We start from the raw sequence: 15459 nt of genomic DNA on the forward strand, positions 1-15459 counted from the left end.
AGATACCGCACCCGACCCTTGGGAGATCGACGTGGCCGAACAGTCCAACCCCACCAGCAAGCCGAAGACCCGCAGCGATCGTCCCGTCGCGATCCTCGGCGGCAACCGCATCCCGTTCGCACGCCAGGACAAGGCGTACGCGAAGGTCGGGAACCAGGAGATGTTCACTGCCGCGCTCGACGGCCTGGTGAGCCGCTTCAACCTGCAGGGCGAGCAGCTCGGCATGGTCGCCGGCGGCGCCGTGCTCAAGCACGCCCGTGATTTCAATCTCATCCGCGAGTCGGTGCTGGGCTCGGCGCTGTCGCCGTACACCCCCGCGTTCGACATCCAGCAGGCCTGCGGCACCGGACTGCAGGCCATCACGACGGTCGCCGACGGCATCGCCCGCGGCCGCTACGACGCCGCGATCGGCGGTGGCGTCGACACGACGTCCGACGCACCGATCGCCGTGGGCGAGGGCCTGCGTCGTCAGCTGCTCGAGGTCAACCGGGCGCGTAGCACCAAGGACCAGATCCTCGGCGCCGCGAAGCTGCTGACGAAGCTCGGCATCGAGATCCCGCGCAACGGCGAGCCCCGCACGGGCATGTCGATGGGCGAGCACGCCGCCGTCACGGCCAAGGAATTCGGCATCAAGCGGGCCGACCAGGACGAGTTGGCCGCCCGCAGCCACCAGAACATGGCGGCCGCCTACGACGCCGGCTTCTTCGACGACCTGATCACCCCGTTCTTGGGCCTGACCCGCGACCAGAACCTGCGCGGCGACTCCACCGCGGAGAAGCTCGCCAAGCTCAAGCCGGTCTTCGGCGTCTCCCTCGGCGACGCGACGATGACCGCGGGCAACTCGACGCCGCTCACCGACGGTGCGTCGACCGTACTGCTCGCCAGCGACGAGTGGGCCGCCGACCGCGGACTGCCGGTGCTCGCCTACTTCGTGGACAGCGAGACCGCCGCGGTCGACTACGTCAACGGTCCCGACGGGCTGCTCATGGCCCCCACCTACGCGGTGCCGCGCCTGCTCGCCCGCAACGGGCTCACGCTGCAGGACTTCGACTTCTACGAGATCCACGAGGCCTTCGCGTCGGTGGTCCTCGCGACCCTGCAGGCGTGGGAGTCCGAGGAGTACTGCAAGGAGCGCCTCGGCCTCGACTCGGCACTGGGTTCGATCGACCGCAGCAAGCTCAACGTCCACGGTTCGTCGCTCGCGGCGGGTCACCCCTTCGCGGCGACCGGCGGCCGGATCGTCGCGCAGGCGGCCAAGCAGATCAAGGAGAACGGCGGCGGTCGCGCCCTGGTTTCGATCTGTGCCGCGGGCGGCCAGGGCGTCACCGCGATCATCGAGGGCTGACGACCCGAAGCGGACATCATCGAGAGCTGGAATCCCGATAAGTGAGACGGATCGGCGACTGATCGGCCGATCCGTCTCACTTTCGTGGGACGAATCGGGGTACTTCGTCACATATTCGACAGAATCGGCCGTCCGGGGATGCCTCCGGCCGAAAAGTAGCGTAATTATGTCTATAGCTCCGGCTGCGCTGTCAGACCCCCGACCCGACAGCTCGGCCGGAGCGCCTACTTTCCCGACCGTAGTTCTGCGGCCACCCCCTGATCGGTAAGTCGTCAGCCCGGCCGAGCTGCCAGCCCCGATGGATGGAGTTGTGACCCCAGGCTCTCGCCGAGCACGATCCGCGCTACGCGCCATGCTCGCCGTCGTCGCCGTGATCACGCTCGTCCTCGCCGCGGAGTTCGTGGCCACCCGCTCCGATTCCCCACGCAACGCCGTCGTCGGCGGTATCGATGCGGGCGGTCGGAACTCCGCCGAACTCACCTCCGTACTCGACGAGCTGACGGCGCGTTCGCGACAACCGGTTGTCTTGCGGACGCCGGAGGGCTCGGCCGAGGTCTCGCCCGCCGAGCTGGGACTCACATACGACGCCGATGCGACGCGGGCTCGTCTCCTCGAGCAACCGCGCAATCCGCTCGTCCGTCTGGCCGCGCTGTTCGGCCGCGACTTCGACGTCGAGCCGGTCGTCACGCTGGATCGGACGGCGATGAACGCGGCGCTCGACGCCCAGCGCGCGTCACTCGAGAAGGCGGCGGTCGAGGGTGGTGTGCACTACGACGGCACCGAGCCCGTCGGGGATCAGCCCGCCAAGGGTGAACGCATCGCGCGAGACGCGGCCGCCGCGACCCTCGTCGACCGTTGGCTGGACGGTGCCCCCGTCGACCTGCCCATGGAACCCTTCTCGCCGACGGTGAGCGCCGAGGTCGTGGCCGTGACCGTCGCCGGACCGGCCGAACGGGTGGTCGCGGCTCCCGTGAGTCTCGTGGACCGCCGCAAACGGACGGTCGAGGTGCCCGCGAGAGACCTGGCGTCGATGGTGACCTTCGGGCCCGACGGCCGCGGCGGGCTCACTCCCCGAGCCGACGAGAAGGTGGGGCGCGAGATCCTCGCCCCCGACCTCGACGCCTCGCAACGGGCCCCCGTCAGCGCGAGGTTCAGTCTGGCGTCCGGCCGTCCGCAGGTGGTGCCGGGCGTCGACGGCGCCGCGATCAACTGGCCGAAGACCCTCGCCGCCGTCGCCACGAGTGCGGCGGCCGACGGCGGCGATCGCAGGGTCGAGGTCGTCTACGACGACGTCGAGCCGAAGCTCACGACCGATGCCGCGCGCAAGCTCGGGGTCACCGAACTGATCAGCGAGTACACCACAGGTGGCTTCTCGAGCGCTTCCGGGGAGAACATCCGGCTCGTAGCCGCCGAGGTCGACGGGGCCCTCGTCCTGCCCGGAAAGGTGTTCTCGCTCAACGGGCACACCGGGCCGCGCGGAGCGGAGCAGGGGTACGTCGAGTCGACGATCATCGACCACGGTCGGGCGTCGAACGCGGTCGGCGGCGGGATCTCCCAGTTCGCGACGACCCTGTACAACGCGACGTATTTCGCCGGGCTCGAGGACGTCGATCACACCGAACACGCGTATTACATCTCGCGGTACCCGGAGGCGCGGGAGGCGACCGTGTTCGAAGGCGCCATCGACCTGAAGTTCCGCAACAACACGCGGCATGGCGTGCTGATCGAGACCGCCTGGTCGCCGTCGTCGGTGACGGTGCGGCTCTGGGGCACGAAGGCGTTCGAGGTCGAGTCGGTCACGGGTGAGCGGGTTGCCCCCACCGATCCGCCGCGAGTCCGCGTTCCGCGCGGGGACGACTGCATCCCGAGCAGCGGGAGCAAGGGTTTCACGGCATCGGACACCCGGATCATCAAGGACGCGCGTACCGGACGGGAGATCGATCGGTCCACCCGCACCGTCCGCTACGCGCCCGAACCCATCGTGAAGTGCGTCTGACCCCGGGGTGATTCGGCGCGGGGTGATCTGATGTGGAGGATTTCGATGCGGGGTGTTTCCCCGAAGGGCTTTACCGAGCGATAGAACGCTCGATAGGCTCCGGGGCGTGGATATCAATGGAGCTAGTGCAATCGTCACGGGTGGCGCGTCCGGCATCGGCGCGGCTGCGGCTCGCCAGCTGGCGGCCAAGGGTGCAAAGGTCATCGTCGCCGACCTGAACGCGGACAAGGGCGAAGAACTCGCCAAGGAGATCGGCGGACAGTTCGTCGCCGTCGACGTGACCTCGACCGAACAGATCGAAGCCGCCGTCAACGCGGCCACCGAACTGGGCCCGCTGCGTGCCCTGGTCAACTCGGCCGGCATCGGCTGGGCGCAGCGCACCATCGGTCGCGACGGTGAGTTCGGGTCGGCCCACAACCTCGACGCCTACAAGAAGGTCATCGCGATCAACCTGATCGGCACCTTCGACTGCATCCGTCTTGCGGCCACCGCCATGAGCCGCAACGAGCCGCTCGACGGCCACGGCGAGCGCGGCGCGATCGTCAACATGGCCAGCGTCGCAGCGTTCGACGGCCAGATCGGCCAGGCGTCGTACTCGTCGTCCAAGGGCGGCGTCGTCGGCATGACCCTCCCGGTCGCGCGCGACCTGGCTGCGGTCGGCATCCGCGTCAACACCATCGCCCCCGGTCTGATCGACACCCCGATCTACGGTGAGGGCGAAGCGGCCGAGGCGTTCAAGGCCAAGCTCGGCGAGTCGGTCCTGTTCCCGCACCGCCTGGGTGCGCCCGACGAGCTCGCTTCGATGGTCGTCGAGCTGGTCACCAACAGCTACATGAACGCGGAGGTCATCCGCGTCGACGGTGGCATCCGGATGCCACCGAAGTAGATCCGGCACCCCACCGGGGTAACCGCGCAGACCCACCACCGGCCCGAGCCGGTGGTGGGTTTGCCGTCTGTTCACCGGTTCTTTCCGTGAAAGAACTTTCATTCGCGCCTCATGAAGGTGTCACGCCGGCACCGCAGAGTGGTCGCCATGAACCTTCCGCACGCGATCGACCGACCTCCGGATCACCCGGGCTCGGTGACGATGTACGCGACGCGCCCACCCGTGCGCACGGTGACGCCGCCACCGCCGCCACGACGCACCCTCCTCGACGCCGTCGGCAGCGCGCTGTCCCCCTGGGCGGCAGCCGGTCTCGTCGTCGTTCTCGGCGCCGGGGCGTTCGTCGGACATGCCGGGTGGACCGGGAAGTTGCCGTTCGACGCCGTCGTCACCCTCCTCGTCTTCCTCGTCGCGGTGTGGGCGTGGATCTTCTCGCCGCTGGATGACACCTATGTCGCGCTGGGTGGCGGTATCGCTCTGGTGGTCTTCGGGATCATCGACGCCAACACCTTCGCGGGCACCCTCGGCTCCGGCGTGATCTGGTTGCTGATCGGTGCTTTCGTGATCGCGGCCGCGGTCACGGCGTCAGGTCTGTCGGCTCGTGTGTCGGCGCGTGTCGTCCGCCGGGCCCGGACGCCTCGTCAGCTGGTCCATCTGATCACCGCGGCCCTGTTGCTGACCACGTTCGCGATCCCGGCGACCTCCGGCCGTGCGGCCCTTGCCCTTCCGATCTTTCTCGCGCTCGCTGCGGTCCTGCGTGACCGACCTCGTCTGGTGCTGTGCCTCGCGCTGGTCTTCCCGATCGTGATCCTCTTCTCGGCGGTGGGATCGCTTCTGGGTGCCGGCGCGCACCTCATCACCGTCGAGATCGTCTCGGCCGCAACCGGTGGCGGCATCGGATTCCTGCACTGGGCGGTCCTCGGCATCCCCCTGGCCCTCGTGTGGTCGCACCTCGCGGCCGAGGCGGCGCTGTGGTTGATGACCGATCACGCCGAACGGGCACGTCCGCTGTGCGTGCCGCCGACCGCTCTCGCGGCGACCGGGACGGCGACCTCCGGACCGCTCACGTCTGCTCAACGACGGGTGTCCGTCGTTCTCGGACTCGTTGTGGTGCTGTGGTGTTCAGAACCCCTGCACGGCGTCGACCCGGCCATCGTCGCGGTGCTCGGCGCGCTGGCCGCGTCGGCGCCGGCGGTCGGCGCGACGACGCTGGGCGCGGCGCTGAAGACCATCCCGTGGACGCTCCTGCTGTTCATGGCCGCCACCCTCGCGCTGGGGATGGCGCTCAACTCCAGCGGTGCCGCGGAGTGGCTGGCGGATCAGGCTTTCGGGTCCATCGCCGAGACCGGGCCGGCGGCGGCGATGGTGTTCGTCGTCGTCGCGGCGATCGTCTCGCTGCTCGCGCATCTGGTGATCCAATCCCGTTCGGCCCGTTCGGCGGTACTGATCCCGATCATCGTGGTGACCGCCCCGGCCGTCGGGGTCGACCCCGTCGCCGCGGCCTTCCTGTCCACCGCGGCCGCCGGGTTCTGCATCACCCTCACCAGCTCGGCCAAACCGGTCGCCATGTTCGCGGCGAGTGACGACGTCCCCGGTTACGAACCCCGGCATCTGCTCACGATGTCGGCGCTGCTCGCGCCGGTGTCGCTGGTGCTGCTCATCATCTTCGCGTTCTGGGTCTGGCCCTACCTGGGTCTGCCCCTGCTCTCGTCCTGACCGTCGCATCGCCGCGACCGTCCCGAATGTGCCTCCGGGTGCGAGTTCCCGTCTCCTCATCAAGACCTTGTCCGATCGATCAACAGGAGTGCCGATGTCCGTCCGAGTTCCGCAACGAATCCTGGTCGCCCCGAGTGGTTTCAAGGAGAGCCTCGACGCCGTGTCCGTGGCGACCGCCATCGCCGCGGGGGTGCGGCGCACGCTCCCCGGGGTGCGCGTCGACATCGCACCGATCGCGGACGGCGGGGAGGGAACGGCGCGCATCCTGGCGGCCGCGGGCAACGGGCGCCTCCACGAGCTGACCGTCTGCGGCCCCACCGGTGAGCCGGTGCAGTCGCACTGGGCCGAGGTCGGCGTCGGTCGGAACCGCATCGGCGTCGTCGAGATGGCTGCCGCCGCTGGATTGGCGCTCGTTCCGGCGGGGCAGCGCGATCCCGGCGCCACGACCACTTACGGAGTGGGACAATTGATTGCCGCGGCACTCGACGCGGGGGTGTCGGCGATTCTCGTCGGATGCGGCGACTCGGGGACATGTGACGGCGGGGCCGGGGCGCTCCAGGCGCTCGGTGCGCGCGTCCTGGACCAGGACGGTCACGAGATCGGGCGTGGCGGAAACGAACTGGCGCGCGCGGCGTCGCTGGACCTCACCGGCCTGCATCCGCGGTTGCGTGAGACCGAAGTGGTGGTCGCGGGCAACCCGCACAACGTCCTCTGCGGACCGAGCGGCGTCGCCCGCGTCTTCGGGCCGCAGAAGGGGGCGACGCCCGCACAGGTCGACTCGCTGTCGGCGGCGCTCGACGTCTGGGCGGACATACTGCAGCGGGATGGGCTGGCCGACATCGACTATCGGCAGGGGGCCGGGTCCGGCGCGTCGGGTGGACTAGGTGCGGGCCTGGCGGCAGCCGGCGGGAAACTGCGCTCGCGGTTCGACGCACTACTCGATTCCGGGCTGTCCGGCATCGACCTCGATCATCGGATCGGCAAGGCGGATCTGGTGATCACCGCAGAGGGTTCGATCGACTTCCAGACCCCTCGCGGCAAGGTGCCCGCGGAGGTGGCCCGCCGCGCCCAGTTGCGGGGTGTGCCCGTTGTCGCGCTGGCGGGTTCGCTCGGGCACGGTGCGCCCGCCGTCCACGACGTGGGGATCGGGGCGATCGCGTCGATCATCACGGTACCGATGCCCTTGTCGGAGGCAGTCGCCAATGGCGAGCAACTCCTCGCCGACGCCGCCGAGCGCACCATGCGGATGATCCTCCTCGGCGCCGCGGTCTCCGCCCGGGCCGGGCAGCGGAAGCGGAAGAAGGCGGTCTGATCTCCTCGCCCGCGGATGTGCGGGGACCGATCCTCCAATCAATCGAATGGGCCTCGAATTCGACCCACTTGTCCGATTTGCCACACGCCGACCAGGGTGTTGCCAATAGGTTGGCGAGGTGGAGCTTCGTGAGCTGTCCAAGGGTGGAAACGTCTCTGTCGACGAAGTCGCCGGCGAAAACTCACCGCGGCTGGTGGTCGTCATCCAGACCGAAGCGGCTGCGGGCAAGGAGATCGGGCTCGACGCCGGCATCCTCATCCTCGGTGACGACGGTCAAGTGCGGTCCAATGACGACCTGATCTTCTACAACCAGCCCACGGGGGTGGGAGGCGCTGTACGGCTGGTCTCGCACGAGGTGCATCAGCAGGACCCGGACGGCAGTTCGTTCAGTCAGAAAGATGCCGTGGAGGTCGATCTCGCGCGCATACCCGATTCGGTCGCGCGAATAATGGTCACGGCCAGCACAGACCCTCGGACAGATGCGAGCTTCGGAGACGCCGAGCTCGTCAACATGTACGTCGCCCATGCAGACGAGCCAGATGCTCCGTTCGTCGTGCACGCAATGGAAGGTCTGTCGTCGGAACGCGCGCTGATCTTCGGCGAGATATACCGACGCAACGATGCCTGGAAGATCCGAGCCGTCGGTCAGGGTTACGACGGAGGGCTCGAGGCCCTGGTTTCCGACCATGGGATCGAAGTCGACGACACAGAGTCTGTCGACGGCAGCCTGGATTCGACTGGTGAGGACGAGGAACCGGACACGGAACAGAACGTTGCCGGGTCGGTCCCTGACGCAAGTTCGGCCGAGGCGGCTCTTGCCGCCGACACCGGAATGCCGGGTGCCGATGACGCCGTGCAAGAAACCGCACCTTCACTGAGTGAGCCCGGTACGAAGGTCTCGATCGGCCGAAAACGACGCCCGGCGCCGTTGCCGAAAGACTGGGCGTCGAGAACTCTGGCATATCTACCTCGACAGGTTGAGTCGGAGTGGAAGCGGGCGCGCCTCTTTCCATCTGCAGGCATCAAGTCGGCCGCCGAACAAGAGATGCGCACGACGTCCATTCTGTTGGCCACGATGGAAACGGTCCCCGAGTTCGGCCGCGCGGTCCTCAGCCAGACCGGAGCGCCGCGAGGACGTATCGAAGCATTCACCGAAGTTCGATTCTCGATGTCGGGTGAGGATGTGCGCCCCGATGGACTGATCAAGGTGAGTCGCGGTAGCAAGGTGTGGCGAGCACTTGTCGAAGTGAAAACCGGCCGGGCGGAGCTGACCGGGGATCAGGTCGGAACCTACCTCAAACTGGCCAAGGCGAAGTCGTTCGACGCAGTGATCACGATCAGCGGCGACCTGATGGCCTCCCCGGATCTCCACCCTTTCGCCGTCGAGAGTCGACCTTCGAAGAACATTGTCCTGAAACATCTTTCGTGGGAGGAGATCCTCGCCGAGGCAATGATCGTGCACGAGCATGTCGGCGTCGGCGACAGGGTGCGAGCTCGCCTGCTCGAGGAACTCCTCTGGTACGCTGCCGACAGCCAGTCCGGTATGCGGACCTTCGACGACATGGGTAAGCAGTGGGTCAAGATCCGGGAAGCGGTCAAGAACAAGACGGTCGGCGCGTCGGACGACTCGACGTCGGACGTGTGCGACAGATTCGATCGTCTGGCCCGCCACGTCGCGCTCCGGCTCAGCGCACTGACCGGGCAGCGCGTGACTGCACAAGCCCCGGCGAGTCGAGTCGATTCGGTCAGCCGCGCTCGGCAACTGGCCGATTCAGGGGAGCTCTTCGCGTTGTTGCGAGTATCCGGAGCGGCTGGACCGGTGGCAATGCACGCAGACCTTGGCCGCGGGCGTATCGGTTGCTCGTTGAAAACCGCAGCCCCGCGGGCAGGGCGACCGCAGACCAAGATCAACTGGCTGGTCCGTCAACTCTCGGGCGCACCCGAGGACCTACGGATCACGGCGCATCACGCGGGAAGTCGGGTCGAGTCGACCGCGGCGTTGCTGAAGGACATTCGCGTAGACGCGACCTCTGTCATGCCCACCGACGGCCGCGACATCCGCGAGTTCACGGTGACCATAGAGTCGTCCATGGGGTCGAAACGGTCTGGCAGCGAGGGTGGATTCGTGACGGCCATGGTTCTCCTGACCACCACCTTCTATGCGGAAGTGGTCGAGCGGGTGCGGTCGGGAAGGGATGCCTGAGCCGCAGACGAATTCACGACGCCTGGGCTGCCATCCGGTCACCGCGCCCCACTGACGAACCTCAGCTCGACTGATGGACCTCGATCGAAGTCCATCAGTCGAGCTGAGGTTCGTCGGTGACTCGATACGCCGATGCCCCATCGGTCACGGATCGACAGGTGGATACGAAAGTCCGTGATCGGGGGGTTCGGGATAGTGTTCGCGCGTGACCAATTCGCCATATCAGTCGGGGGACCCGCGAGTCGGACCACAACCCCCACCCGGGCACTATCCTCCGCACCCGGGCTTCTATCCGTCGAACCGGCCGTACGCGGCGCCGCGTCCCTACGGCAGTCCGATGAGGCATGTACCCACCAGGCCCGCCGTTCCCGCCGCCGCAGCGGAAGAAGAAGCGCACCTGGTTGTGGGTTTCGCTCGGTGTTGTCGGTCTTGTGGTTTTCGCGGTGGCGGGCCTTGGCGTCCATCGACTGGGAGAATCGATCCCGCCCAGCAGAGTGCTGACCAGTAGTAGCCACATCTCCATAGGTGAATGCGTCCAGATGGAGGTCAGGCAGGGCTCGCTCATCCCGAAGCGGGCCTCGTGCTCAGGTTCTGAATTCCGCTACGTCGTGGTCTCGATGTCGACCGGCAGGGAGAGCTGTGGTCCGGAGTATGCGAAGTTCTGGTTCTCGACCAAGTATCCGTCTGCGGCCGGCGGGTTGTGTCTCGCGGAGGTTCTGAACCTCGGCAGCTGCTACTTCCTCTCCGCTGCCACCGAAGGCGTCGCGATCGCCGAGACTCGCGAGATCGATTGCGCCGAGCCGATTGTGGTTCCCGGCGCAACCAACATTCGTGTCGATTCGAAAGCCGAGGGCAAGCCGACGTGCCCCGAAGGCCAGTCGAAGTACTTCATCCCGAAGCCGACCCCCACTGGTTACTGCCTCACCTTCCTGGAGTGACCAGCCTGCGTCCATGAGTTCCGAGGGGTGACAAAGGTACGGTTCCCGCCGCCGGACCGGCGAACCTCACCTCGACTGATGGACTTCAATCGAAGTCCATCAGTCGAGTCGAGGTTCATCGGTGCCCTGGACGAGGCGGCAGGTGGCGGTAGTCTTCGCGGCGTGACCAACTCGCCATACCAGCCGGGGGACCCGCGATTCGGGCCACAACCGCAACCCGGGCAGTACCCGCCGAACGGCGGGTATCCGCCACCGAATCAGCCCTACGGTGCTCCGCCACCAAATCAGGGGCCTTACGGCGCGCCGCAGCCGTACCCGGGGCCGATGCCGGGCGGGATGTACCCGCCCGGGCCGCCGTTCCCGCCGCCACCGAAGAAGAAGCGCACCGGTCTGTGGGTCGCGCTGGGAATCGTCGGGGTGCTGCTCTTGATCGTGATCGCCGGTGGCGTGGCGCGGGTGCTGGTGTCGTCGGCGCAGGGAGGTGGGGTCACCGACACCAGTGACGTCGACGCCGGCGAGTGCATCGTCGTGACGGCGGAGCCGGAGACCCTCAAGGCCGACGAGGTGTCCTGCGGCGACACCGACTTCCACTACGTCGTCGCGGAGAAGTCCATCACGCAAGGGCTCTGCGGTCCCAACTACTCGCGCTACTGGGTCGCGGGCGAGGAGGGCGCGCTCTGTCTGGCGCCGGTGTACCAGGAGGGTCGTTGTTACTACATCCCGTCCGCGACCGGTGGTACCGCGCTCGCCGACATTCGTGAGATCGACTGTGGGTCGCCGGTTTCCGGCGGAACGAACATCCGCGTGGACACCAAGGCCGCGGGGGAGCCCGAATGTCCCGACTCGGACGGGACCTACTTCGCGGAGAAACCGCGCCCGGTCGGTTACTGCTTCAGCGTGATCGAGTGACGATGCCGCACCGCGGGGTCTGAGCCGCGATGTGCGCCGACTCGACGCAAAGAAGAACTCCCACCGGCGGATTCGCCGGTGGGAGTTCTCGGTTTGGTCGGGCTCAGAAGGCCGCTTCGTCGAGTTCCATGATGTCCCTCGGCGGGCGGCCTTCCGTCTGACTCTGATTTGTCTCAGAAGGCCGCTTCGTCGAGCTCCATAATGTCATTGTCGATGTTCTCGACGGTGACGCGGACCGAGGTGAGCAGCGGGAGCATGTTCTTCGCGAAGAAGCTCGCCACGGCGACCTTGCCTTCGTAGAAGGACTTGTCGGCGTCGGAGGCCCCGTTGTCGAGAGCTGCGAGGGCGACCTCGGCCTGGCGGAGGAGCAGCCAGCCGATGAGCAGGTCGCCGACGGCCATCAGGAAGCGGACCGAACCGAGTCCGACCTTGTACAGCTCGGTCGAGTTCTCCTGTGCCGCCATCAGATCGTTGGTCAGCGAGGCAGCCATCGCCTGCACGTCGTCGAGCGCCGTCTTCAGCAGTGCCCGCTCGGTCTTCAGCCGGCCGTTGCCCGCCTCGGAGTCGATGAAGCTCTGGATCTGCCCGGCGACGTGCGCGAGCGCCTGGCCCTTGTCGCGGATGATCTTGCGGAAGAAGAAATCCTGGGCCTGGATGGCGGTGGTGCCCTCGTACAGCGAGTCGATCTTCGAGTCACGGATGTACTGCTCGATCGGGTAGTCCTGGAGGAATCCCGACCCGCCGAGCGTCTGCAGCGACTCGTGACCGAGGGTGCCGTAGGCGCGCTCGGAGCCGACGCCCTTGACGATCGGGAGCAGCAGATCGTTGACGCGGTGGGCCATCTCGGCATCGGCGCCGGACACGATCTTCGCGGCGGCGGTGTCCTGGTGCGACGCGGTGTAGAGGTAGATCGCGCGCAGACCTTCGGCGTAGGCCTTCTGTGTCATCAGCGAACGACGCACATCGGGGTGGTGGGTGATCGACACGCGCGGTGCGGACTTGTCGGTCATCTGGGTCATGTCCGCACCCTGGATACGCTCCTTGGCGTACTCGAGCGCGTTCAGGTAACCGGTCGACAGGGTCGAGATGGCCTTGGTGCCCACCATCATTCGCGCGTGCTCGATGACCTCGAACATCTGCGCGATGCCCTTGTGGACGTCGCCGACGAGCCAGCCCTTGGCGGGGGTGCCGTGCTGTCCGAAGGTGACCTCACAGGTGGCGGACGCCTTGATGCCCATCTTGTGCTCGACGTTGGTGACGAAGACGCCGTTGCGCTCGCCGAGTTCGCCGGTCTCGAAGTCGAAGTGGTACTTGGGTACGAAGAACAGCGACAGACCCTTGGTGCCCGGGCCGGCGCCTTCGGGGCGGGCGAGCACCAGGTGGAAGATGTTCTCGGTCATGTCCTGATCGGCCGAGGTGATGAATCGCTTCACACCGTCGATGTGCCAGGAACCGTCTTCCTGCTGCACGGCCTTGGTGCGTCCGGCGCCCACGTCGGAACCGGCGTCGGGCTCGGTCAGCACCATGGTGGCGCCCCAGCCGCGCTCGGAGCAGATGGCGGCCCACTTCTTCTGCTCGTCGGTGCCGTTGTTGTAGAAGATGTTCGCGAAGCCTGCGCCGGCGGCGTACATGAACACGGGCGGGTTGGCGCCGAGGATCATCTCGCCGATGGCCCAGTACAGCGAGCGCGGGGCCGGCAGGCCGCCGAGCTCCTCGGCGATGCCGATCTTGTCCCAGCCGCCCTCGACCAGGGCGTTGTACGACTTCTTGAACGACTCGGGGATCGTGACGGTGTGCTCGTCGGGGTCGAAGACCGGGGGATTGCGGTCGGCGTCGACGAAGGACTCGGCGATCGGGCCCTCGGCCAGCGCACGGACCTCGCGCAGCATGTCGACGGCTGTCTCGTGGTCGAGGTCCCCGAAGTCGCCGGACTCCAGTACCTTGTCGAGCTCGAACAGTTCGAAGAGATTGAACTGCAGGTCGCGCATGTTGCTCTTGTAATGGCCCATGGTTGTTCCTTGTCTGGTGTGGCCGTCTGCGATGGCGTCCTCGACCCGGTCCGATCGCTCGCGGTTGTGCGCGTACCGGCCGGATGAGGGGGCTGTTCGGTCCGAGCTATGTTACTCGCCGGTAACCCTAGAGTAGCCGCATATCCCCGCCGGATCAATCAGAAGATGTGTGATCTGCGCCGGTTGGCGCACCCGGAGCGCCGAGAAATCCGCAACGCCGGCGCAGGAACCGCGAGTACGTTCCAATGAAAGGATGCGCAGACTGGTGATCGGACCCGCACGTGTCAGTGCGACAGGTTTCGTGAGCGTCGTGATCTCGATCGTCGCCCTGGCCGCCGGACTTCTGGTGGCTGTCGCCCCGGCAGACGCCGCGGCGACGCCCTCGTGGGACGGCGTGTATTCGTTGAAGCGGTTCGCCGCCTCGAAGACCGGAACGAGCCTGGCGGCCCGGCAGGCGGAGCCGGACTTCTCCGACGACTACACCTTCAGGACATCGTGCGACGGCGGTACGTGCGTGGCGACGGTGATCGACGGGCCGAAACCCGCGAATTCGACGCTGCCGCAGCCGCCGCGCTACACCTGGGAGGCAGGATCCTGGGTGCATCGCTATGACTGGGAATGGGACTGCTGGCAGGGCGCGGGTGTGCCGAAGGTGTGGCGCCCGGCGACGTCGATCGCGACCTACACCCCGCAGGGCGACGGCACGCTGAAGGGCGTGTGGCGGACCACGATCGACGGCGGGCCCTGCGACGGGACGGTCGTCATGAACGTCGCCGCATACCCGGTGACTCCGCCGGCGCCCGCCTGGAATCTGTCGTGATCGACGTCTTATAGCGCCGAGCGCAGGTACTCGAGATCATCGGGGATGCCGTCGCCGGGCGTCTCCAGGATGACCGGTGCGCCCGCCGCCTCGGCGACGGCGACGAGCACCTCGGGGTCGATGTGGCCCGACGCGAGGTTGGCGTGACGGTCGCGGCCCGAGTCGAACTCGTCGCGAGAGTTGTTGAGGTGCACGAGATCGATCCGGCCGGTGATCTGACGGACGCGCTCGACGAGTCCGACGAGATCCTCGCCGCCGGCCCAGGCGTGGCACGTGTCGAGGCAGAAGCCGGCCTGGTCGAAGTCGCCGACCGCCTCCCACAGACGGTCGATGGACTCGAGCGTGCGTGCCATCGCGTGGTCGCCGCCCGCGGTGTTCTCGATGAGGATCGGGACGCCGAAACCGCCCTTGTCGGCCTGGCGGTCGAACAGCTTGCGCCAGTTCGCGAATCCCTCGGCGCTGTCCTCCCCGTCGCGCAAATGTCCGCCGTGCACGACGAGACCGAAGGCGCCGAGTTCGGCGGCGGCCGCGGCCTGCTGCTCGACGGCCTTGCGCGACGGCATCCGCAGCCGGTTGTTCAGACTGGCGACGTTGATCTGGTAGCTCGAGTGCACGACGACGTCGATGTCGGACTCACGGAACTCCGCCGCGCGCGGGTTCGGCTGCGGCTTCTTCCAGCTCTGAGGATCCGTGACGAACATCTGGAAGACATCGATCCCGAGCTCGGCCGCAGTGGCCAAGGGGTCGGCGTCCTCGCGAAGATGGGCTCCGATGCGCATGCGACAACGATAGTGGCCCGCCCTGACACGCGGACGCGCCCGTCGTCATGGATCACGGGGACACGCCGGGGCGGTCACCTGCTTCGTCCAACCGGCTCTCCGCGGCGACGGGAGATCAGTCGCCCAGACAGGGCTCGGTCTCGATGGTGATCGGGACCCCGGGTGCGATGAGGAGTCGACACGGTGCCGCGCTGTCGTGATAGAGGTTCAGCCACTCGTGACCGCGGGTTCCGTCGGCGTACACCGCGTCGAGGGTGCGGTTGAGACGGGCCTCCGCCTCCTTGTTGATGATGTAGCGCTGGTCGCCGTAGCGCAGGTAGCGATTGGGCACCGAGACCTCCTTCAAGGGATCGACGCCCTCCAGTGTGATCCACAACACCCTGATCGGCGAGGTGTCCGGCGAAAACCGCTGGCGGAGACCGTTCGCCCTGGGTCGCGGCGCCGGAAATGCTCAAATCCGACATGCCTGGCCGTCGGCTTGGCTCGCGAACAACAGATGGCCATTACACTGACGGCAGTTTAAGTGGGTGGTTGCCCTGCGGGGTGTGA

At 67.2% G+C, this 15459-nt stretch carries 12 protein-coding genes; 9 read left to right on the top strand and 3 right to left on the bottom strand.

Annotated elements, in window-relative coordinates:
- Positions 1-31: 31 nt before the first annotated feature.
- From ACFUEJ_RS18505 to ACFUEJ_RS18540, 8 genes are all read left to right on the top strand, one after another.
- Positions 32-1345, top strand: a complete 1314-nt coding sequence (locus ACFUEJ_RS18505; RefSeq protein WP_065630353.1) for an acetyl-CoA C-acetyltransferase — start codon at positions 32-34, stop codon at positions 1343-1345.
- A 352-nt stretch (positions 1346-1697) separates the two neighbouring features.
- Complete coding sequence (locus ACFUEJ_RS18510) at positions 1698-3341, top strand: VanW family protein (RefSeq protein WP_388031063.1); 1644 nt, start codon at positions 1698-1700, stop codon at positions 3339-3341.
- 106 nt (positions 3342-3447) lie between these two features.
- The gene (locus ACFUEJ_RS18515; RefSeq protein ID WP_058252218.1) at positions 3448-4227 is read left to right on the top strand and encodes an SDR family NAD(P)-dependent oxidoreductase; all 780 of its coding nucleotides are present in this window, start codon (positions 3448-3450) and stop codon (positions 4225-4227) included.
- 147 nt (positions 4228-4374) lie between these two features.
- Positions 4375-5940 carry an SLC13 family permease gene (locus ACFUEJ_RS18520; protein ID WP_388031037.1) on the top strand — a complete coding sequence of 522 codons (1566 nt, stop codon included), beginning with the start codon at positions 4375-4377 and terminating at the stop codon, positions 5938-5940.
- Between the two features lie 94 nt (positions 5941-6034).
- Positions 6035-7252, top strand: a complete 1218-nt coding sequence (locus tag ACFUEJ_RS18525; RefSeq protein ID WP_388031040.1) for a glycerate kinase — start codon at positions 6035-6037, stop codon at positions 7250-7252.
- A 118-nt stretch (positions 7253-7370) separates the two neighbouring features.
- Positions 7371-9455, top strand: a complete 2085-nt coding sequence (locus ACFUEJ_RS18530) for a TerD family protein (RefSeq protein ID WP_388031043.1) — start codon at positions 7371-7373, stop codon at positions 9453-9455.
- Between the two features lie 344 nt (positions 9456-9799).
- Positions 9800-10393: a hypothetical protein gene (locus tag ACFUEJ_RS18535; protein ID WP_388031046.1), complete on the top strand. Its 594-nt coding sequence runs from the start codon at positions 9800-9802 to the stop codon at positions 10391-10393.
- A gap of 162 nt (positions 10394-10555) precedes the next feature.
- Positions 10556-11302 carry a hypothetical protein gene (locus ACFUEJ_RS18540; RefSeq protein WP_254859716.1) on the top strand — a complete coding sequence of 249 codons (747 nt, stop codon included), beginning with the start codon at positions 10556-10558 and terminating at the stop codon, positions 11300-11302.
- A gap of 173 nt (positions 11303-11475) precedes the next feature.
- Here the strand turns inward: ACFUEJ_RS18540 and ACFUEJ_RS18545 are convergent, their stop codons facing one another.
- Entirely contained in the window at positions 11476-13311 is a 1836-nt protein-coding gene (locus tag ACFUEJ_RS18545) for an acyl-CoA dehydrogenase (RefSeq protein ID WP_058252213.1), read from the bottom strand.
- A gap of 253 nt (positions 13312-13564) precedes the next feature.
- On the opposite strand from ACFUEJ_RS18545, the gene ACFUEJ_RS18550 reads away from it, so the two are divergent.
- A complete protein-coding gene (locus ACFUEJ_RS18550) occupies positions 13565-14131 on the top strand; it encodes a hypothetical protein (RefSeq protein ID WP_078113239.1) in 567 nt (188 codons plus the stop codon).
- 8 nt (positions 14132-14139) lie between these two features.
- On the opposite strand, the gene ACFUEJ_RS18555 is transcribed toward ACFUEJ_RS18550, so the two are convergent.
- Entirely contained in the window at positions 14140-14910 is a 771-nt protein-coding gene (locus ACFUEJ_RS18555) for a deoxyribonuclease IV (RefSeq protein ID WP_068971224.1), read from the bottom strand.
- 115 nt (positions 14911-15025) lie between these two features.
- Positions 15026-15241 carry a hypothetical protein gene (locus ACFUEJ_RS18560; protein ID WP_058252309.1) on the bottom strand — a complete coding sequence of 72 codons (216 nt, stop codon included), beginning with the start codon at positions 15239-15241 and terminating at the stop codon, positions 15026-15028.
- Positions 15242-15459 lie beyond the last annotated feature (218 nt).

Source organism: Gordonia sp. NPDC057258 (assembly GCF_042668985.1).
Lineage (GTDB): Bacteria > Actinomycetota > Actinomycetes > Mycobacteriales > Mycobacteriaceae > Gordonia > Gordonia hongkongensis.